Raw genomic sequence first — 19,706 nt, forward strand, 5'->3', positions numbered from 1 at the left:
GGTCGGGATGCGTTGTCCGAGAGGTGACTCCCACCGCGCCGGCGAATCATCGCTCCCGGCGAACTTTCCTCCCGATGCGCGCTACAGCAGCGCGCCCCAGCGGGCGGTGAGCTCCTCGGCGGTCGGCATCGCCACCGCGCCGCCCGGGCGTTCGCACACCAGGCCGGCCACCGCCAGCGCGAAGCGGACGTAGCTCTGCCAGCCCTCGGGCTCGGCCGGCACGCCGTCGGCCAGCAGGCGGCGGACCAGCGCGCCCATCACCGAGTCGCCCGCGCCGGTGGCGTCCACCGCGTCGACCGTCGGCGCCGGCAGCATCACCGTGCTCGTCCCGGTGGCCACGTACGCGCCCTTGGAGCCGCAGGTCACCACGACCGCCTTCGCGCCGGTCTTGAGGATGCGTTCCGCGGCCGCCGCCGGACCGGCGCCGTCCCAGAGCACCTCCGCGTCGGCCGAGCTGAGTTTGACCAGGTCAGCCGTGGCGAAGAACTCCTCGACCAGGTCACGGAGGGCGCCGACCGCGGCGGCGTCGGGCAGCAGCTTCGGGCGTACGTTGGGGTCGAAGACCTTCAGCGGGCCGGGGATCGCCCAGGCCTTGCGGGCGGCGGCCCGGAACGGCTCGCGCATCAGGCTGATCGACCCGGTGTAGAGCACCGCCGCCCCGGCCACCACCTTGTCGTCGACGTCCTCGGGGCGCAGCAGCGCGTACGAGGGCGGCTCGCCGTAGAACTGGAAGGTCGGCTCGGCGCCCTCGAAGGTCGTCACGGCCAGCGTGGTCGGCACCGGTACGCGGGTCAGCCCGGTCGTGCCCACCCCGATCTGGCGCAGGAACGCGGCGATCCGGTCGCCCAGGGTGTCGTTGCCGAGCGAGCCGAAGTACTGCACCTCGCCGCCGAGCCGGGTGACGCCGACCGAGACGTTGAGCGGGGCGCCGCCGATCGCCTGCCGGTAGATCAGCTCGCCGTCGCGCTCGGTCTCCAGCAGATCCACCAACGCCTCACCGAGCACCACCGCGTAGCCCATCCGGATCCCCTCCACGTAACGCCGCACCGATGCCGTCAGCCTTACGCCCGGGACGCGAGAAAGCCAGCCACTCCCGGATGCTCGCCCGTTTTGTGGTTGTTTGGCATGATCCACCTATGCATCCGCGCGCTTCCGCCCTGCCCCTCCTGCTCACCGCGGCCCTGGCGGGTTGCACCGGCCCGGGCGGCCCGGCGACCGGGTCCGGCGGGTCGCTGCCGCCGGGCTCGACGCCCTGGCTGGTCAGCGGCGCGCCGAGCCCGGCGCTGCCGTCGTCGGCGCCCTCTCCGGGCGGCCTGGCGGCCCCGCTGGTCGAGGGCACCGTCTCCGGCACCTTCCTGCCGTTCCCGCAGAGCGCGCGGGCCGTCACCTACGACCCCAAGGTGGTCCCGCCCGGTGCCACGGCCCAGCTCACGATCTCCCGGACGGCCACGGGCACGACGGTACGGCTGACCGCCGGCGGCCTGGTCCCGCGCCGGGCGTACGGGGCCCATCTGCACACCCGGCCGTGCACCGCGACACCGGAGGACGCCGGCCCGCACTACCAGCACAGTCCCGACCCGAAGGCCGCCGCCTCGCCGCCCTCGGTCGACCCGGCCTACGCCAATCCGCGCAACGAGGTGTGGCTGGACTTCACCGCCGACGCGCGGGGCGGCGCCTCGGTCACCGCGCGCCAGAACTGGACCTTCGACGAGGTGGAGCCGGCCCGCTCGTTGATCGTGCACGCTGAGCACACCCGTACCGCCGCGGGCAAGGCCGGGACGGCCGGACCGCGCGTGGCCTGCCTCACCCTGGGCAACGGGTGACGCCGGGCTGCTCTTGATCTTGGCGAGGCGGTAACGTCAGGACGGGACGAGCGACGCCACGCGGATGACGGGAGGGCCGGCCATGGCCGAGCAGAGCGAGGGCACGACACCGAGGACCGAGTCGCACGACCCGGACTTCCCGGAGGCGTTCCTGCAGTTCATGCGCGGCGGCTGGCGGGACGACGCGCTGAGCGTGACCCCCCGTCCGGAGACGCCCAACTACGCCAAGCGGCGGGCCGCGCTCTCCGACGCGTTCCCGGGCGAGACGCTGATCATCCCCAGCGGCACCGAGAAGGTCCGCGCCAACGACACCGATTACCCGTTCCGCCCGGGCAGCGACTTCGTCTACCTGACCGGCGACAGCGACCCCGGCAGCGTGCTGGTGCTGCGGCCCAGCGGCTCCGGGCACGACGCGGTCCTCTACAGCCACCAGCGCTCCTCCAAGGAGACCGACGAGTTCTTCCGCAGCCGCGACGGCGAGCTGTGGGTCGGCCGCCGGCACACCCTCGCGGAGAAGTCGACAGAGCTGGGCATCGAGACGGCGCCGTGGGGCGACCTCGGGCCGGCCCTGGCCGACTGCGCGCCGGCCCGCACCCGGGTGCTGCGCGGCCACGACGCCAACGTGGACCGCGCGATCCTGGCCTACGAGCCGGACCCCCGGGCCCGCCGCGACCGCGCCCTGGCCGGGGTGATCTCGGAGCTCAAGCTGGTCAAGGACGAGTGGGAGATCGCCCAGCTCCAGGACGCCATCGACGCCACCGTGCGCGGCTTCGAGGACGTCGCCCGCGTCCTGCCGGCCGACCGCGGCGTCAAGGAGCGCCTGCTGGAGGGCGTCTTCGGGCTGCGCGCCCGCACGGACGGCAACGATGTCGGCTACGGCAGCATCGTCGGCTCCGGCGCGCACGCGACGATCCTGCACTGGGTCCGCAACACCGGCGTGACCAGGCCGGGCGAGCTGCTGCTGATGGACATGGGCGTCGAGGGCCGCACCTTCTACACCGCCGACGTGACCCGCACGCTGCCGGTGTCGGGCACCTTCACCCCGCTGCAGCGCCAGGTCTACGACATCGTGCACGCCTCCCAGCAGGCCGGCATGGACGCGATCAGGCCCGGCGTCAAGTTCCGCGACGTGCACCTGACCTGCATGCGCGTGCTCGCCGAGGGCCTGCACGACCTCGGCCTGCTGCCGGTGAGCGTGGACGAGGCGATGTCCGAGCAGTCCACGGTGTACCGCCGCTGGACCCTGCACGGCTTCGGCCACATGCTCGGCATCGACGTGCACGACTGCTCGGCGGCCCGCAAGGAGACCTACCGCGACGGCGAGCTGGGCCAGGGATACGTCCTGACCGTGGAGCCGGGCCTGTACTTCCAGCCCGAGGACGAGCTGGTCCCGGAGGAGCTGCGCGGCATCGGCATCCGCATCGAGGACGACGTCCTGGTCACCGCCGACGGCTGCCGCAACCTGTCGGCCGGTCTGCCCCGCTCGGCCGACCAGGTCGAGGCGTGGCTGGCGTCCCAGCGCGAGGCCGGCCCGCGCCTTCCCGAGTAGCCCGTCCTAGGCGCGCGGCGCGTAGTCGGAGATCACGAAGCAGGTGGGGCCCTCCCCGCCGGCTGCCGGGTCGGTGCCGTCGGAGACGTCGAAGGTGATGGCGACCGGGTGGCCGTCCGCCGGGTCCGTCTTGACCGTCATCGCGCCGCCGTCGTCGGCCGCGGTCCGCGCCAGCTCCAGCAGGCCGCCCAGCGACGGCACCTCGATCTCCTCCTCGCCGGAGGCGGTCCTGCCGTCGACCCGCTCGACGCCGGCGACCTCGCCGGCGGTGACGGTGACGCGGTATCTGCCCAGGGAGGGGCCGCCCTCGCACTGCCGGTCGGCGACGAAGGCGTAGTCGGCCGGCTCGGTCCACGCCGGCGCCGACCCGGGCGCGACGAAGGTGGGCGGCGCCGCCGCCGGCTTGTCGTCCGTGCAACCGGCCAGGGCCGCAACGAGTGCGATGCCGCACAATGCCCGGGCGTACCGCACGGTGACCTCCGACCTCGAGAACGCCCGCCACCCGGCGGGCCGCGCCCATGTTCCCAGATCGGCGCAACGGCTGCGCACCCACCGCACTCGCCGCGCGGGTGACCCGCCACACGCTCATGGCGGCCGCGAATCGGACGATGGGTAAGACGTGGAGGAGCGCGCCCGGCTGACCGACGCGGTACGCCTGCGCCGGCTGCGGGAGACCGGCCTGCTCGAGGACGGCTGCTGTCCGTCGCTCGACCGGCTGGCGTCCGCCGCGGCGCAGCAGGCCGGCGCCCCGGTGGCGCTGGTCACGATGGTCGACGCCGACCGCCAGGTCTTCGCCAGCCAGGTCGGACTGGGTGAGCCCTGGGCGAGCCGGGGCGGGACCCCGATGTCGCACTCCTTCTGCCAGTACGTGGTCATCGACAACGCCCCGCTGATCGTGCCGGACGCCCGCGCCGACCCCCGGCTGCGGGACAACCTCGCGATCGACGACCTGCGGGTGGCGGCCTATGCCGGTTATCCGCTGCACGCCCCCGACGGCACGGTGCTGGGCTCGTTCTGCGTGATCGACACCGTGCCCCGCGACTGGACGCCGCAGGAGCTCTCGATCGTGCGGACCCTGGCCACCTCGGCCGAGACGGAGATCGCGCTGCGGACCGCGAACCGGAACCTGCGGCTGGCCACCGAGCGCACGAACCGGGTGCTGGACACCGCGCACGACGCGTTCGTGTCCACCGACGCCGACGGCGTGATCCTGGCCTGGAACACCGCGGCGGCCACGCTCTTCGGCTACCCGGCGGCCGAGGCCATCGGCCGGCCGGTCGGCGAGCTGATCCTGCCGGCCCGCTTCCGGGCCGCGCACGAGGCCGGACTGCGACGGGTACGCGACACCGGCGTGTCGATCCTGTCCGGGCAGCGCCTCGAACTGGCAGCCGTGGACCGTTCCGGCCGCGAGTTCCCGATCGAGATGACGTTGCAGGTCGTGGCCGAGGACACCCTGATCTGCCACGCGTTCCTGCACGACATCACCGATCGCAAGGCCGCCGGGCAGCGCGCCGACGACGACCGGACGTTCCTGCACACGCTGCTCGACAGCCTCGACACCGGGGTGGCCGCCTGCGACGCCGAGGGGCGGCTCGTGCTGCGCAACAGCGCCCTGCGCGCGCTGTACGAGCCGGGCGAGGAACCCGCGGCGGTCGCCTCGCTCACCGCGGCGGGCCGGCTCTACGACCCGGACGGCCGGCGCCCGCTGGAGCCGGACGAGGTGCCGCTGGCCCGGGCGTACGCCGGTGAGCACGTCGACGGGCAGGACGTGACGGTCCGGGCCGCCGACGGCCGCCGCCGCCGTTTCGTGGCCAACGCCCGCCCGATCACCACCGCCGACGGCCGGCACCTGGGCGCGGTCGCCGCCCTGCACGACGTCACCGATCAGCACCGGGCCGCGACCCTGCAGCAGACCCAGCACGCCGTGGCCCGTGCCCTGGCCGATGCCACCACCGCCGAACAGGCCGCCACCGGCACCGTGGCCGCCATCGCCGGCGCGCTCGGCTGGACCTGCGGGGAGTTCTGGCGCACCGACGACGAGTCCGGCCTGATCAGCCGGGTCGGCCACTGGACGGAACCGGGGCATCCGCTGCCGGCGGTGACCAATGACAAGCCGTTCGTCCTGCCCCGGGGCACCGGACTGGCCGGCATCGTCTGGGAGACCGGCGCGGAGCTGTGGGTGCCAGAGCTCGCCGACGATCCCCGTACGGCGGTGCGCCGCGACGAGGCCCGCGCCGCCGGCCTGCGTACCGCCGTCGGCCTGCCCGTCCGCAGCGACGACCGCGTCCTCGGCGTCCTGCTGTTCCTGAGCACCACGGTCGAGAAACCCGACGCGGAACTGCTGACCATGCTCGACGGCGTCTGCGCCCACCTGGGCCGGCACCTGGAACGCCGCCGCGCCGAGGAACTCACCCAGGTCCTGGCGGCCACCCAGCGCGCCTTCGACCGGGTCGTGGCCCAGGTCAACGACTATGTGTGGACCTACGCCATCGAGGACGACGGCCGTCCCGTCGTCGTCTACGCCAGCCCGGACAGCCACGGCATCCTGGGTGCGCAGCTGCCGGCGGGCACCGACATCGCGAAGACCATGGCCGAGAACGTGCACCCGGACGACATGCCGGCCATGGCCCGGCTGCGCGACAAGGTCTTCGGCGGCGAACCGGCGGACGCGGAGGTCCGCCTGCTCGGCCTGGACGGCGTCACCCGCTGGGTGTGGATCCGTTCGGTGCCCCGGCCGGAAGGCGGCCGGCTGTACATCGACGGCATCGCGACCGATGTGACCGCCCGCCGCGAACTGGCCGACCGCCGCGAGCAGGTGCTGCACGACCAGCAGCAGCAGAACCGCCGGCTGCGCGAACTCGACCGGCTCAAGGACGAACTGGTGGCCCTGGTCAGCCACGAACTACGGAACCCGCTGGCGACGATCCGCGGCTACACGGAGATGCTCCTCGACGACGCGGGTCTCACCGGCGACCACCGCCACCTGGCCTCGGTCATCGACAAGCACAGCGCGCACATGCAGGGCCTGGTCGACGACCTGCTGGACACGGCCCGGATCGACGCCGGTCAGATGAAACTGGAGCCGCGCCCGCTGTCGCTGATCCGGCTGGTGGTGGACAGCGTGGACGCCCGCCGCCCGGACGCCACGGCCAAGGACATCGCGATCGAGGTGGACGTGGCCCGGCACCTGCCCGCCCACGCCGACCCGGTACGCCTCCGCCAGGTCCTCGACAACCTGATCTCGAACGCGGTGAAGTACACCCCGCAGGGCGGCACGGTGACCCTGACCGGCCGCCACGACGACGCGACCGCGACGACGACGCTGCGGGTCACCGACACGGGCATCGGCATCCCGGCGGAGCAACGGACGCACTTGTTCGACCGGTTCTTCCGCGCGTCGAACGCGGTGTCGCAGGGGATCAAGGGCACCGGGCTGGGGCTGGCGATCAGCAAGGCGATCATCGACGCCCACCACGGCGGCCTGACGGCGGAGCCGGCCGGCCCGGACGGCGGCACGACCTTCACGGTCACCGTGCCGAGCTGCCCACCACCCGAGCGCTGACAAGGGCTCAGCCGCCCGCGGCGGGCAGCCCTGCCGGCTTGCTGCGCCCGGGCGCGCTGCAAGCTCGCTCGAGCCCGAGCGCGTCCGGCTCGCTCAAGCCCGAACCCGCCTGGCTCGCTCAAGCCGAACGCGCCCGGCTCGCTCAAGCCCGAACCCGCCCGGCTCGCTCAAGCCGAACGCGCCCGGCTCGCTCGAGCCGGACCAGCCCGGGCCGCTCAGGCCAGGCCGGCGACGAAGACGACCACCGAGCGGGCCGGCACGCTCAGCGTGCCCCCCTCAGCCGTAGCCGTCCGCACCACCGGATCCGCCGAAGCCACCAGCTCCGGATGCAGGTCCAGCCGCACCCCCGCCAACGCCGGCACGTGCTGCGTCGTCGGGGCCTCGGTCGCGTTGAAGACCGCCACCACCGTGCTCCAGCGTTGGTCCAGCCCGGTCCCGTCCAGGCACATCACGAGCACGCCGGGGCTTTCGTGCGGCCCGCCCAGCGGGAACGTCAGCCTCCGCTGGACCTCGTCGGCTGTGGGCAACCCGAAGACCGGCGACGAGCGGCGGATGCGCAACAGCTCGGCGTACCGGGCCGCGGTCAGGTCCATGATCTCCGCCGACGGGACCAGCGCCGGGTCGGCCAGCAGCGGCCGGGCCCACGGCCACTTGTCCTCGTTGTCCGGGGCCGGGGGCAGGCCCACGCCGAAGCCGTTGCCGTCGGCGCCGTTCCAGCGGATCTGGTTGAACCAGTCGCCCGAGTCGTAGGAGTTGCGGTCCAGCGACTTGGAGCGCAGCCGTTCCGTGCCGAGCGCCACGAAGCCGACGCCCTGGCCCAGCACCACCAGGGACAGCGCCAGGACCTGCATGCGGGCGCGGTCGATCATCGGCACGGACCGCGGCAGCTTGAAGGCCATCGCGTCGTAGAGGATCTCGTTGTCGTGGGCGTCGACGTACGTCACGCATTCGCCCGGCGCGGCCGCGTATCCGCTGGGTGAGCCGTTGTAGTCGATCTGCGCGCCGCTGTGCTCGGCGCCGGTGTGGGTCACGAACCGGTACGTCGCCAGGCCGCCCGACAGGCCCACCTTGATCCGGTCGTGCACCGACAGCGGGGTGGCCGCGCCCAGCCCGGTGGCGAACCCCTGCTCCGACGGGTCGTCGCCGAAGGAGCCGCCGCCCCGGACCGCGTCGCGGAGCCGGTCGTTGAACGTGCCGATCCCGGTGCCGGCCATGTTGACCTGGGTGGCCTGCACGAACCGGGCGTCGTAGGCGATCTCGCCGAAGTTCCAGCCCTCGCCGTACAGGTAGATGTCGGGGTCGATGTGGTCGAGGGTGACCCGGGTCTCGAGGATGTTGGCCCGCGGGTGGTGTCCCATGAGGTCGAAACGGAAGCCGTCCACCTTGTGCTCGCGGGCCCAGGTGACGACCGAGTCGATGACCAGCCGGCCCATCATCATGTGCTCGGGTGCGGTGTTGGAGCAGCAGGTGGATTCGGCGACCGTGCCGTCGTCGAGGAGCCGGTGGTAGTACCCGGGGACGATGCGGTCGAGCACGCTGAACGGCGCCAGCCCGTCGGCCATCGTGTGGTTGTAGACGACGTCCATGATCACTCGCAGGCCGGCCGCGTTGAGGGCCGCGACCATCGACCGGAACTCCCGGATGCGGGCGCTGCCGGCGGGCTCGACGGCGAAGCTGCCCTCGGGGGTCGTGTAGTGCAGCGGGTCGTAACCCCAGTTGAAGCCGTCCTCGGCGGCGACGGCCATGACCGCGCGCTGCTGCTCGGGTGAGTCCGGCGGGAGGGCGGCCAGGTCGCACTTGGGCACCGCCTGGTCGGCGCGGCGGTCCGGCACGGTCGCGTAGTCGAAGGCGGGCAGCAGGTGCACGTGGGTGAGCCCGGCGTCGGCGAGCATCCGCAGGTGCCGCATCCCGGCCGAGTCGTCGCGGGTGAACGCCAGGTAGGTGCCGCGCTGCTCGGGCGGCACGGTGGTGTCGGCGATGGAGAAGTCCCGGACGTGCAGCTCGGCGATCTGCATCCGGGCCGGCGCGACCGGCGGCGGCTTGACCAGCGTGTCCCAGCCCGGCGGCTTGAGCTCGGGGTCGTCGAGGTCGACGAGCTGGCTGTGGGTGGAGTCGACCGACAGCGAGAGCGAGTACGGGTCGGTGACGCTGCTGGTCACCACGCGCTGCGCCGCCGGATGCCACACCTCGACCCGGAAGCGGTAGTAGCGGCCGAGCCACTTGCGTTTGCCGGCGATCGACCACACGCCGGTCAGCGCGTCCCGGTCCATCGGCAGGACCTTCGGCTCGTCGTCGCCGGGTGTGCGGGAGAGCTCCAGCGCGACAGTGCGCGCGGTCGGGGCCCACACCGAGATGGTCGGCCGCTCCTCCTCCATGACCACGCCCACGCCCAGCTCGGCGTCGGCGGCATCCGCGTACAGGTCGTCGAGCACGCCGGGCAGCTGGACCGCCGTCAGGGCCGTGACCCGGCCGGCGTGGTCGCGGCCGACCGCGAGCAGCTGCCCGCGCAGCAGATGACCCAGCGCTGCGTCGGCCAGCTCCGGCACCGCGAACGCGCGGTAGGCCCGCAGGTGCGGGAAATGCCGGCTCTGCGCCTGGAACAGGCCGCCGGGGCGCGGGGTCAGCGGCAGGATGGTGCGTTCGCCGGTCAGCTCGTCGCCGTCGCGGCGCAGGCCACCGTCGGGGGACGCGACCAGGGCGAAGCTCTCGGCCCGTTCGGCGAGCTGCGGTGGCAGGGCCAGCGTGGTGCGGTCGAGGAAGACGGCCAGGGCCCGGGCCGGGTCCAGCTCGGGACCGAGCGACCGTACGTCGGGCAGCACGGGCGCCGTGGTGCCCGAGAGCAGCCAGACCTCGCGGCCGCCGGTCAGGTCGAGGCGCTGGTCGTCGGGCAGGTCCTTGACGTCGCCACGGTGCAGCACGAACCGCAGGCCGACGGCATCGGGGCGGACCGGCACCCGGAACACCGCACCGAACGCGTCGAACGCGGCCGGGGCGAGCGGCGCGTGCCAGCGCGGCTTGGCCGGAGTGCCCTCCCAGGCGTGCACGCCCCAGCCGTCGTAGTCACCGTCGGCCCGCCGGTAGTGGATGACCGCGAAGTCGTCCTCGGCGGGGATCTCGGTGGGGTGGCCGGCCGCGGCGGCGCTGGGGTAGACCGTCGGGTCGCCGGGGCGCAGCCAGATCTGCGGGGTGACGGCCGGGTCGACGTGCCGGTCGGTGGCCACGTCCTTGGCGCCGGTGTGGTCGACCACCAGGAAGCCGACCTCGCGGGCGGCGTCGGCCAGCCGCACCCAGGCGAAACGGCCGTAGGAATCGGCGCCGGCGAACGGGTGCCCGCCGGGGAAGCCGGTGATCGCGTCGGGGGCGATGTCACCCCAGGCGTGCAGTGACCAGTCGCCGTAGCCCTCGTCCTCGCGCCGGTAGTGCACGACCAGCCACTGCGGCCTGCTGAGTCTGGTCGGTGCCTCAGGCGAGGCGATCTCGATCGTGGTCACCTGGACATGATGGCACCGGGGTACGTCAGTTTCAGTGCGTCGCGATGACGGTGGTGATCCGCGGGCCGTTCGCGTCGACCCGGATCAGGTAGCGGTAGCTCTCGCCGGGCACGGCGTTGCCGAGGCTGTCGAGGTACTCCCATTCGACGGCGACCATCGCCAGCGCCGGGCTGAGCCGCTGCACATCGCGCAGCTGGGCGTGGGCCGCGACGATCTGCTGCTCCTTGTACGCCGGCGCGGCGCCGAGGAACGACAGGGCCACCGCCGCCGGTGAGGCGAAGGTGAAGCTGTACGAGTCCGAGACCACCATGCCCGGCAACGCGTAGCAGCCGGCCACCGCCGAGACGTCACCCCTGGTCAGGGCCGAGCCGTAGCGGTCGAAGAAGTCCGTGAGGTGGTCCAGATCCGTGGGTGCCTGCACGGGACGGTCAGTTCCCGTTGATCATGAGAAGCAAACCTCGGACCCGGGTTGCAGCGAATAACAAGACGGACGTACGGTTTACGGAAGACGTGAACCCTGAGTTAGGACAACCTAACCGGCGGGCGGCCGTCACCGGTGGGACAGACTGATGAGGACTACTCACGGTCGCTGGGTGTGAAGGAGATGACGTGGCCAGCCTCGACACCTTTGGTGCGAAGAGCGAGCTACGCGTCGCAGACGCGAGCTACGAGATTTTCACGATCGACAAGGTCGACGGGCATGACCGCCTGCCGTACTCCCTGAAGATCCTGCTGGAGAACCTGCTCCGCACGGAGGACGGCGCGAACATCACCGCCGACCACATCCGGGCCCTCGGCGGCTGGGATCCCACCGCCGATCCGAGCGTGGAGATCCAGTTCACCCCGGCGCGGGTGCTCATGCAGGACTTCACCGGCGTGCCCTGCGTCGTCGACCTCGCCACCATGCGCGAGGCCGTCAAGGAGCTGGGCGGCGACCCCACCAAGGTCAACCCCCTCGCCCCGGCCGAGCTGGTCATCGACCACTCGGTCATCGCCGACCTGTTCGGCCGCGAGGACGCCTTCGCCCGCAACGTGGAGCTGGAGTACCAGCGCAACCGCGAGCGCTACCAGTTCCTGCGCTGGGGCCAGACCGCGTTCAACGAGTTCAAGGTCGTCCCGCCCGGCACCGGCATCGTGCACCAGGTCAACATCGAATACCTGGCCCGGACGATCATGGAACGCAACGGCCAGGCGTACCCGGACACCGTCGTCGGCACCGACTCGCACACCACCATGGTCAACGGCCTGGGCGTGCTGGGCTGGGGCGTCGGCGGCATCGAGGCCGAGGCCGCGATGCTCGGCCAGCCGGTCAGCATGCTGATCCCCCGGGTCGTCGGTTTCAAGCTGCACGGCGAGATGCCGGCCGGCACCACCGCCACCGACCTGGTGCTGACCATCACCGAGATGCTCCGCGAGCACGGCGTGGTCAGCAAGTTCGTCGAGTTCTACGGCCCCGGCGTCAGCGCCGTGCCGCTGGCCAACCGGGCCACGATCGGCAACATGTCGCCCGAGTACGGCTCGACCGTGGCGATCTTCCCGATCGACGACGAGACGATCAAGTACCTCAAGCTCACCGGCCGCTCCGAGCAGCAGGTCGCGCTGGTCGAGGCGTACGCGAAGCGCCAGGGCCTGTGGCACGACCCGGCCGGGGAGCCGAACTACTCCGAGCGCCTCGAGCTGGACCTGTCGACCATCGTGCCCTCGCTGGCCGGCCCGAAGCGCCCGCAGGACCGGGTCCCGCTGGACCGCGCCAAGCCGATGTTCCGCGACGCGCTGGCCAACTACGTCAGCGCCGTCGGCCCCGCCGACGAGGCCAGCGAGGAGTCCTTCCCGGCCAGCGACCCGCCGGCAAACCACGAGCACTCGGACGCCGACAAGCCGCACGTCTTCAGTGCCGCCGACGGCGCCACCGGGCGGCCCTCCAAGCCCACCCGGGTGGTCGGCGAGGACGGCAACGAGTTCGAGCTGGACCACGGTTTCGTCGGCATCGCCGCGATCACCTCCTGCACCAACACCTCGAACCCCCAGGTCATGATCGGTGCCGCGCTGCTGGCCCGGAACGCGGTCGACAAGGGCCTCAACCGCAAGCCGTGGGTCAAGACCACGCTGGCGCCGGGCTCCAAGGTCGTCATGGACTACTACGACCGGGCCGGCCTGACGCCGTACCTCGACAAGCTCGGCTTCAACCTGGTCGGCTACGGCTGCACCACCTGCATCGGCAACTCGGGCCCGCTGCCCGAGGCGATCTCGGCCGCGGTCAACGAGGCCGACCTCACCGCGGTCAGCGTGCTGTCCGGCAACCGCAACTTCGAGGGCCGGATCAACCCGGACATCAAGATGAACTACCTGGCCTCGCCGCCGCTGGTGGTCGCGTACGCGCTGGCCGGCACGATGGACCTGGACATCACCACCGAGCCGCTGGGCACCGGTTCCGACGGCAAGCCGGTCTACCTCGCCGACATCTGGCCCAGTGCCAAGGAGATCGACGAGGTCATCGCCGCGGCCATCGGCGCCACCGGCTTCAGCACGGCCTACCAGGACGTCTTCGCCGGTGACGAGCAGTGGCAGTCGCTGCCCACGCCGGAGGGCAAGACCTTCGAGTGGGCGCCGGAGTCGACCTACGTGCGCAAGCCCCCGTACTTCGAGGGCATGCAGGCCGACCCGTCGCCGGTCACCAACATCGCCGGCGCCCGGGTGCTGGCCAAGCTGGGCGACTCGGTGACGACCGACCACATCTCGCCGGCCAGCTCGATCAAGGCCGACTCCCCCGCGGGCAAGTATCTGGCCGAGCACGGGGTGCCCCGGCACGAGTTCAACTCGTACGGCTCCCGGCGCGGCAACCACGAGGTGATGATCCGCGGCACGTTCGCCAACATCCGCCTGCGCAACCAGCTCGTCCCGGGCGTGGAGGGCGGCTTCACCGTCAACCACCTGACCGGCGAGCAGACCAGCATCTACGACGCCTCGGTGGCGTACAAGGAGGCCGGCGTCCCGCTGGTCATCCTGGCCGGCAAGGAGTACGGCTCCGGCTCGTCGCGCGACTGGGCGGCCAAGGGCACGATGCTGCTGGGCGTACGCGCGGTCATCGCCGAGTCGTACGAGCGCATCCACCGCTCGAACCTGATCGGCATGGGCGTGCTCCCGCTGCAGTTCCCGCCCAAGACCAACGCGGAGTCGCTGGGCCTGACCGGCACCGAGACGTTCACCATCACCGGCGTCGAGGCGCTCAACGACGGCGGCATCCCGTCGACCGTCAAGGTGCTGACCGACACCGGCGTGGAGTTCGACGCCGACGTCCGGATCGACACCCCCGGTGAGGCGGACTACTACCGCCACGGCGGCATCCTGCAGTACGTGCTGCGCAAGATGCTGACCAGCTAGACCCTGTATGTGCTGGAGAACACCCCGTCGTCCACCGGATGACGGGGTGTTCTTACCTGTGCGGAACACATTTCGAAACATGCGTGCCGCACGCTGAGGCCCATGGAGATCCTGCTGCTGGCCACCCGCCCCGGCGCCGCTGCGGAGGATCGGGCGCTACCGGCGCTCGATCTGCTGCGGCACTCGCTGCGGGTCGGCACCTTCGACGTCCAGTCCCTGCTCTCCGGCGCCGACCCCGATGTCGTCCTGGTGGATGCGCGCCGTGACCTGCTCGAGGCCCGTGACCTGTGCCGGATGCTGCGCGCCACCGGCCTGCGGGTGCCGCTGCTGGCCGTCGTCGAGGAGGCCGGCCTGATCGCGATGGCCGCCGACTGGGGCCTGGATGACGTGCTGCTGACCCACGCCGGACCCGCGGAGGTCGAGGCCCGGCTGCGGTTGACCACCGGACGGGTCTCCGGCGGCGCCGCGGGCGGGGCGAGCGGCACGGTCACCGCCGGCGAGCTGGCCATCGACCCGCAGACCTACTCCGCCCGGCTCAAGGGCCACCAGCTCGACCTCACCTACAAGGAGTTCGAGCTGCTCAAGTTCCTGGCCCAGCACCCGGGCCGGGTGTTCAGCCGGGACCAGCTGCTGCGCGAGGTGTGGGGCTTCGACTACTTCGGCGGCCACCGCACCGTCGACGTGCACGTCCGCCGGCTGCGGGCCAAGCTCGGCAGCGAGTACGAGTGCATGATCGGCACGGTCCGCCAGGTCGGCTACAAGCTGGTGCTCCCGCCGCAGCAGACCTCTCGCGTGCTGACCGGTGACTGGGCCGAGCCGGTCGCGCCGCGAGTGCCGCTTGATCTGTGAAACCCGTGTGCAAGGCTCTTGGTCATGGATGACAACACTGTGCTGGGCCGGATCAACGGCCTGGTCGAAGAGGAGCACAAGCTCCGCCAGCAGCTGAGCCGCGGCGAGATCACCAGCGACGAGGAGCACGCCAAGCTCAAGGAGCTCGAGGAGTCGCTGGACCAGTGCTGGGACCTGCTGCGCCGCCGGCGCGCTGCCCGGGAGTTCGGCAACAACCCGGACAGCGAGCAGGCCCACAGCACCAGCGAGGTCGAGGGCTACCTCCAGTGACGCGGCCCCGGCCGCGGCCAGCGCTTCTCCGGCGGCCGCGGTCCGGGCTGCCCGCCCCGGGACGTCACAGCAGTCCCGCTTCGTAGCTGAGGCGTTCGATCAGCCCGTCGGCGTCCACCGTCAGGCCGCGCGCGGTGAACCAGCTCGCCACGTTGCGCACGTCGCGGGCCAGGAACTCGGCGCCCTGCGGGTTGGCGATCAGGTCGACGATCTGCGGCATGTCGATGATCACCAGCCGCCCCTCGTGCACCAGCGTGTTGTACGGCGACAGGTCGCCGTGCGCGATCTGGGTGCGGGCCAGGACGCTGAGCGCGTCGGTCATCTGCCGCCACAGGTCCTCGAGCCCGTCGCGGTCGGTGCGCACCTGGGCCAGCCGCGGCGCGGCCTCCCCGGTCTCCCAGTCGCCGATGAACTCCAGCATCAGCTCGGTGCCGATGAGCTGCACCGGGTACGGCACCGAGATCGTGCCGCCCTCCTGACCGACCTGCCAGAGCCGGGACAGCGCGCCGAACTCGGCCGCCGCCCACTGCCCGGCGATGAGCTCCTTGCCGAACGCGGTGCGGTTGGTCATCGCGCGCATCTCACGGGACCGGCGCACCCGGCGACCCTCGAGATAGCCCGCGTCACGGTGGAAGAGCCGGTGATCGCCGTCGCGGTACCGCTTGGCCGCGATCATGCTGATCTTGTCGGTCTCGGGCACGGCCCGCCGGACCAGGAAGACGTCCGCTTCCTTGCCGGTCTTGAGCATGCCCAGCTCGGTGTCCACCGCGCCGTACTCGGTGCGGACCCAGTCGGGGCGGGGATGGGGGCCGTGCAGGGCGCCGTCCCACGTCGACCAGCGATCGCCGGTCTCGGGCAGGTCGGGATCCTCGGCCAGAGCGGGCTCGAGCTTGCCCGTCTTTACGAAGTCGGCGTCGTCGTCGTCGAACTTGCGGCGGCCGCGGCGCATGGTTGCCGGGCCGAAAGCGTCGTGCTCTCGCACTTGAGGGTCTCCTCGGAGAAGAAAGAAACGGGAACCTGGGCATGGCGAAGGACAAAGACGGCCATGAGGTTCACCCCCTTCTTCTCGAGAAACCGGCGGATCACGTACGGGATGCACTCTCCCGGGCGTCACCCGGTCGCGCAACCGAATTAACGGGCGGCCATCACCGCGGACAGTCCCTGGATCACGTTGCCGACCACCCGGGTCGGCGCGAACCGGTTGTCGATCCAGTCCCGGCCGCGGTGCAACCACACGCTGGGTAGTCCCATCGCGGCGGCGCCACCGATGTCCGCCTCCGGGCTGTCCCCGACGATCCAGGCGCCGCCGAGACGCATCCGGACCCGCTGGGCGGCCAGCGCGAAGATGCGCGGGTTGGGCTTGCTGACGCCGGCCTGCTCGGAGATGACCCAGTCGGCGACGTACCGGTCCAGCCCGGTGCGCCGGATCCGGGTCTCCTGCTGCTCGTGCGGGCCGTTGGTGACCACCACCGGGACCCACCCCGCGTCCCCGGCGATCTGCAGCGCACAGGCCACCAGGGGGTCGAGACGCTCGTAGGCCAGCGGGCCCTCGTGCAGCTCCTCGAGCAGGTCGATCGAGGGGATGTCGAGCTGGTAGCGGTCGCGGATCAGATCGGCCAGGTCCCACCGGGAGGTGAGGCCGTCCGCGTCGACCGACAGTAACCAGTCGAGATCGTCCTGCGGTGCCGCGATCTCGTCGAGAAAACCTTTCGCCCACAGACGGAACGCACCGCTGCGGTCAAGCAGGGTGTCGTCCAGCGCGAGGAAGACGAGAGGCACCCGCGCACTGTACGTGAGTGAATACGGGCACCGACAGTCCAACAGTGTTAACAAAGGGCGGGCGGGATGACGCTTTTGGCACCATGCGAGACGGATCTCGATGGGCTGGCAAGCCGTACGTACGGATTGCAAGCGTCCGAACCGGCGTGACACGATCGCAGGGTGCCCAGGGTAAGCCAGGACCAGCTCGACGCCCGCCGCCACGAGATCCTCGCGGCGGCGCGCGGGTGCTTCGCCCGATTCGGGTACGAGGGTGCCACCGTCCGCCGCCTCGAGGAGGCCACCGGGCTTTCACGTGGCGCGATTTTTCACCACTTCCGCGACAAGGACTCGCTGTTCCTCGCCGTCGCGGAGGACGACGCCGCCGCCATGGTCACCACAGTCCGCCGCAACGGCCTCGTCCAAGTGATGCGCGACCTGCTCGAGCAGGCCCGGACCAGCGACGGCGACACGGCCGGCTGGCTCGGCAGCCAGCTCGAGGTCTCCCGGCGGCTGCGCACCGATCCGGCCTTCGCCAAGCGCTGGGCCGAGCGCTCCGCCGCGATCGCCGAGGCCACCCGCGAGCGGCTGGAACGCCAGCACGAGGCCGGTGTGCTGCGCGACGACGTGGGCGTGGAGGTGCTCACCCAGTTCCTCGAGCTGGCCTACGACGGGCTGGTCCTGCACCTGGCGACCGGCCGCCCGGCGGGCGAGCTGAGCCGGGTCCTGGACGTCGTGGAGGAAGCTGTCCGCCGGCCGTGACCCGAACGTTGCATTGACCTGCACAATGAGGTCCAGCAACGACACAAGCTCGGGAGGTCGGACATGAATCTCGCGGCGCAGGGTGACACCTGGGGCATCCCCGGACCGGCTTTCCTCGTCCTCTATTTCACCGTGATCATCTCGGTGCTGATCCTCTCGGCCATCCACCGGCGCGTGCTGTTCTCCGGCAACCGCAGCGCCCCCGTCGACCGGCTCGGCCCGCAGCAGGTCGCCTACCTCAACGGCGGCGACCAGCTCGCCGTCTACGCCTCGCTGGGCGGTCTGCGCGGCGCCGGGGCCATCACCGGCGGCCCGGGCAAGACGCTGCAGCAGTCGGGCCCGATGCCCGCCGGGACCACCCCGCTGGACTCGGCGGTCTACAACGCGGCCGGCCGGCGCCTGCGGGCCCGTGACCTCACCGGTGACCAGTGGGTCGTCGCGGCGGTGCGGCAGCTGCGCGAGGGCCTGGAGGCCCAGGGCCTGGCCGTGACCCCGGCCAAGCTCAAGGCGGCCCGGGCCTGGGCCCTGGTCGGCGCGCTGGTGGTGCTGGCCGGCGTGGCCCGGCTCGTCGACGGCCTGCAGAACGACAAGCCCGTCGGCTACCTGGTGGTGGCCATCGTGATCGCCTTCTTCCTGACCATCATGTTGCTGACCCGCCGCCGCCGGGCGACGCACGCGGCCGACAAGGGCCTGCGCGCCCTGCGTCAGCAGCACGCATACCTCGCCCCGCACCAGTCCCCCTCGTACGCCACCTACGGCGCGACGGGCGCGGCGATGGGCGTGGCCCTGTACGGCACCGCGACGCTCTACACCATGGACCCGGCCTTCGCCGCCGACGCGGATGTCCAGCGCATCAACGCCTACAACAACAGCGGCTCGGCCTCCGGCGGCGACTCCGGCAGTTCCTCCTCGTGCAGCAGCGGCAGCTCGTCCTGCGGTGGAGGCGGCGGCTGCGGCGGAGGCGGGTGCGGCGGATGACCACCGCGTACGGGGTGGGCATCGGCTGGCGGCCCGAGATCGGCGGCTTCGTCGCCCAGCTCCCCGGCCTCAGGTTCGCCGAGGTGGTCGCCGAGTCCGTACACGCCCACGGGGACCTGCCGGTGGGCCTGGCCGAGCTGCGCGACCGCGGCGTGGCCGTGGTGCCGCACGGGGTGAAACTGTCGCTGGGCGGCGCGGAACCGGTCGAACCGGCCCGCGTCACCCACCTCGCGGCGGTGGCCGAGCGGCTGGGCGCACCCCTGGTCAGCGAGCACATCGCATTCGTCCGCGCGGGCGGCGTGGAGGCCGGCCACCTGCTGCCGATCCCGCGCAGCCGCGAAGCCGTCGACGCGGTGGTGGCCAACGTGAAGCGCACCCAGGCGGAGCTGCCGGTGCCGATCGCCCTGGAACCCATCGCGGCCCTGTTCGACTGGCCCGACGACGAGCTGGACGAAGGCGCGTTCCTGACCGAGATCCTGGAACGCACGGACGCCCTGCTTTTGCTGGATGTGGCCAACGTCTACGCCAACGCCCGCAACCGTGGCACGGACCCGCTGGCCCTGCTCGACCGGCTGCCCCTGGACCGGATCGCCTACATCCACGTGGCCGGCGGCGCCGAGCACGACGGGATCTACCACGACACGCACACCGACGCGGTCCCCCAGCCGGTCCTCGACCTGATCACCGAACTGTGCGCCCGGCACCGGCCGCCGGCACTGATGCTGGAACGCGACGGCGACTACCCGTCGGCGGCGGAGCTCACCGGCGAACTCGACGCGATCGCCGCCGCCTCCGGCTATCCGAGGGTGACATGACGTCGCTGGCGCAACGGCAGGCCGACCTGGTGGCCGCGCTGACCGGCGGGGCTGCCGTACCCCTGGGCTTTGACGCCCGGCTCGTCGAGGCCGCGCGGGTCGCGCTGCTCAGGAAGCGGGCCGGTGAGGTCGCACGGCAATGGCCGGATCTGGCGCACGCGCTCGGTTCGGGTTGGTACAGGCAGTGGTCGGCGTGGGCCGCGACGCGGCCTACGCGGGGGTCGCTGCGTGATGGCTGGGACCTGGCCCGGGAGCTGGCCTCGCGGGGGGAACTGCCGGCCGCGGCCGGCGCGGAGCTCGCGGCCCGCGAGGCGTCCCTGGTCTACGACGGCGAGAATCCGCCGCGTGCTCGCCGGCTGCCGGCCATGCGCGGCGCCGCCGGCTCCGTGGTGGTGCAGTTCGCAGGCCGGGTACGCGTCCTGCGCCGCGGCTGACCCCCAGGTCCGGCTGCTCAGCCCAACCTCCGCC

15 protein-coding genes and 1 pseudogene are annotated in these 19,706 nt (G+C 72.1%); 10 read left to right on the plus strand and 6 right to left on the minus strand.

Translation table 11 applies throughout. The annotated features are described in order from the left end of the window. Positions 1-81: 81 nt before the first annotated feature. On the minus strand, positions 82-1,020 hold the full coding sequence (locus tag AB0C12_RS13950) for a carbohydrate kinase (protein ID WP_360548990.1): 939 nt from the start codon (positions 1,018-1,020) through the stop codon (positions 82-84). A gap of 116 nt (positions 1,021-1,136) precedes the next feature. Between AB0C12_RS13950 and AB0C12_RS13955 the strand changes: the two genes are divergently transcribed. Both AB0C12_RS13955 and AB0C12_RS13960 read left to right on the plus strand, forming a co-directional pair. Further along, positions 1,137-1,823, plus strand: coding sequence for a superoxide dismutase family protein (locus tag AB0C12_RS13955; protein ID WP_360547688.1), 687 nt, complete (start codon positions 1,137-1,139; stop codon positions 1,821-1,823). A gap of 82 nt (positions 1,824-1,905) precedes the next feature. Then, positions 1,906-3,372 (plus strand): aminopeptidase P family protein, encoded by a 1,467-nt coding sequence (locus tag AB0C12_RS13960; protein WP_360547690.1) that lies wholly within the window; start codon positions 1,906-1,908, stop codon positions 3,370-3,372. Between the two features lie 6 nt (positions 3,373-3,378). On the opposite strand, the gene AB0C12_RS13965 is transcribed toward AB0C12_RS13960, so the two are convergent. Then, positions 3,379-3,843, minus strand: coding sequence for a hypothetical protein (locus AB0C12_RS13965; protein ID WP_360547692.1), 465 nt, complete (start codon positions 3,841-3,843; stop codon positions 3,379-3,381). 148 nt (positions 3,844-3,991) lie between these two features. Between AB0C12_RS13965 and AB0C12_RS13970 the strand changes: the two genes are divergently transcribed. Beyond that, the gene (locus tag AB0C12_RS13970; protein ID WP_360547694.1) at positions 3,992-6,934 is read left to right on the plus strand and encodes a PAS domain S-box protein; all 2,943 of its coding nucleotides are present in this window, start codon (positions 3,992-3,994) and stop codon (positions 6,932-6,934) included. A 215-nt stretch (positions 6,935-7,149) separates the two neighbouring features. Here the strand turns inward: AB0C12_RS13970 and pulA are convergent. Further along, positions 7,150-10,425: pseudogene (gene pulA / locus AB0C12_RS13975) on the minus strand (pullulanase-type alpha-1,6-glucosidase); the annotation flags it as partial. A 31-nt stretch (positions 10,426-10,456) separates the two neighbouring features. After that, positions 10,457-10,846, minus strand: a complete 390-nt coding sequence (locus tag AB0C12_RS13980; RefSeq protein WP_360547696.1) for a hypothetical protein — start codon at positions 10,844-10,846, stop codon at positions 10,457-10,459. A gap of 188 nt (positions 10,847-11,034) precedes the next feature. On the opposite strand from AB0C12_RS13980, the gene acnA reads away from it, so the two are divergent. From acnA to AB0C12_RS13995, 3 genes are all read left to right on the plus strand, one after another. Further along, positions 11,035-13,806: an aconitate hydratase AcnA gene (gene acnA / locus AB0C12_RS13985; RefSeq protein WP_360547698.1), complete on the plus strand. Its 2,772-nt coding sequence runs from the start codon at positions 11,035-11,037 to the stop codon at positions 13,804-13,806. A 102-nt stretch (positions 13,807-13,908) separates the two neighbouring features. Further along, complete coding sequence (locus AB0C12_RS13990; RefSeq protein WP_360547700.1) at positions 13,909-14,655, plus strand: response regulator transcription factor; 747 nt, start codon at positions 13,909-13,911, stop codon at positions 14,653-14,655. 24 nt (positions 14,656-14,679) lie between these two features. Then, positions 14,680-14,925 (plus strand): DUF2630 family protein, encoded by a 246-nt coding sequence (locus AB0C12_RS13995; RefSeq protein ID WP_360547702.1) that lies wholly within the window; start codon positions 14,680-14,682, stop codon positions 14,923-14,925. 64 nt (positions 14,926-14,989) lie between these two features. Here the strand turns inward: AB0C12_RS13995 and AB0C12_RS14000 are convergent, their stop codons facing one another. Both AB0C12_RS14000 and AB0C12_RS14005 read right to left on the minus strand, forming a co-directional pair. Continuing rightward, positions 14,990-15,874: an RIO1 family regulatory kinase/ATPase gene (locus tag AB0C12_RS14000; RefSeq protein WP_360548992.1), complete on the minus strand. Its 885-nt coding sequence runs from the start codon at positions 15,872-15,874 to the stop codon at positions 14,990-14,992. A gap of 182 nt (positions 15,875-16,056) precedes the next feature. After that, positions 16,057-16,704 carry an HAD family hydrolase gene (locus AB0C12_RS14005; protein WP_212993014.1) on the minus strand — a complete coding sequence of 216 codons (648 nt, stop codon included), beginning with the start codon at positions 16,702-16,704 and terminating at the stop codon, positions 16,057-16,059. 162 nt (positions 16,705-16,866) lie between these two features. Between AB0C12_RS14005 and AB0C12_RS14010 the strand changes: the two genes are divergently transcribed. From AB0C12_RS14010 to AB0C12_RS14025, 4 genes are all read left to right on the plus strand, one after another. Continuing rightward, a complete protein-coding gene (locus AB0C12_RS14010; protein ID WP_360547705.1) occupies positions 16,867-17,445 on the plus strand; it encodes a helix-turn-helix domain-containing protein in 579 nt (192 codons plus the stop codon). Between the two features lie 63 nt (positions 17,446-17,508). Beyond that, a complete protein-coding gene (locus tag AB0C12_RS14015) occupies positions 17,509-18,423 on the plus strand; it encodes a TIGR04222 domain-containing membrane protein (RefSeq protein WP_360547707.1) in 915 nt (304 codons plus the stop codon). Beyond that, positions 18,420-19,238 (plus strand): DUF692 domain-containing protein, encoded by an 819-nt coding sequence (locus AB0C12_RS14020; RefSeq protein WP_360547709.1) that lies wholly within the window; start codon positions 18,420-18,422, stop codon positions 19,236-19,238. The genes AB0C12_RS14015 and AB0C12_RS14020 overlap by 4 nt, the downstream gene beginning before the upstream one ends. Next, complete coding sequence (locus AB0C12_RS14025; RefSeq protein ID WP_360547711.1) at positions 19,235-19,672, plus strand: hypothetical protein; 438 nt, start codon at positions 19,235-19,237, stop codon at positions 19,670-19,672. The genes AB0C12_RS14020 and AB0C12_RS14025 overlap by 4 nt, the downstream gene beginning before the upstream one ends. Positions 19,673-19,706: the final 34 nt, after the last annotated feature.

The organism is Actinoplanes sp. NPDC048967 (genome assembly GCF_040649415.1).
Classification (GTDB): Bacteria; Actinomycetota; Actinomycetes; order Mycobacteriales; family Micromonosporaceae; genus Actinoplanes.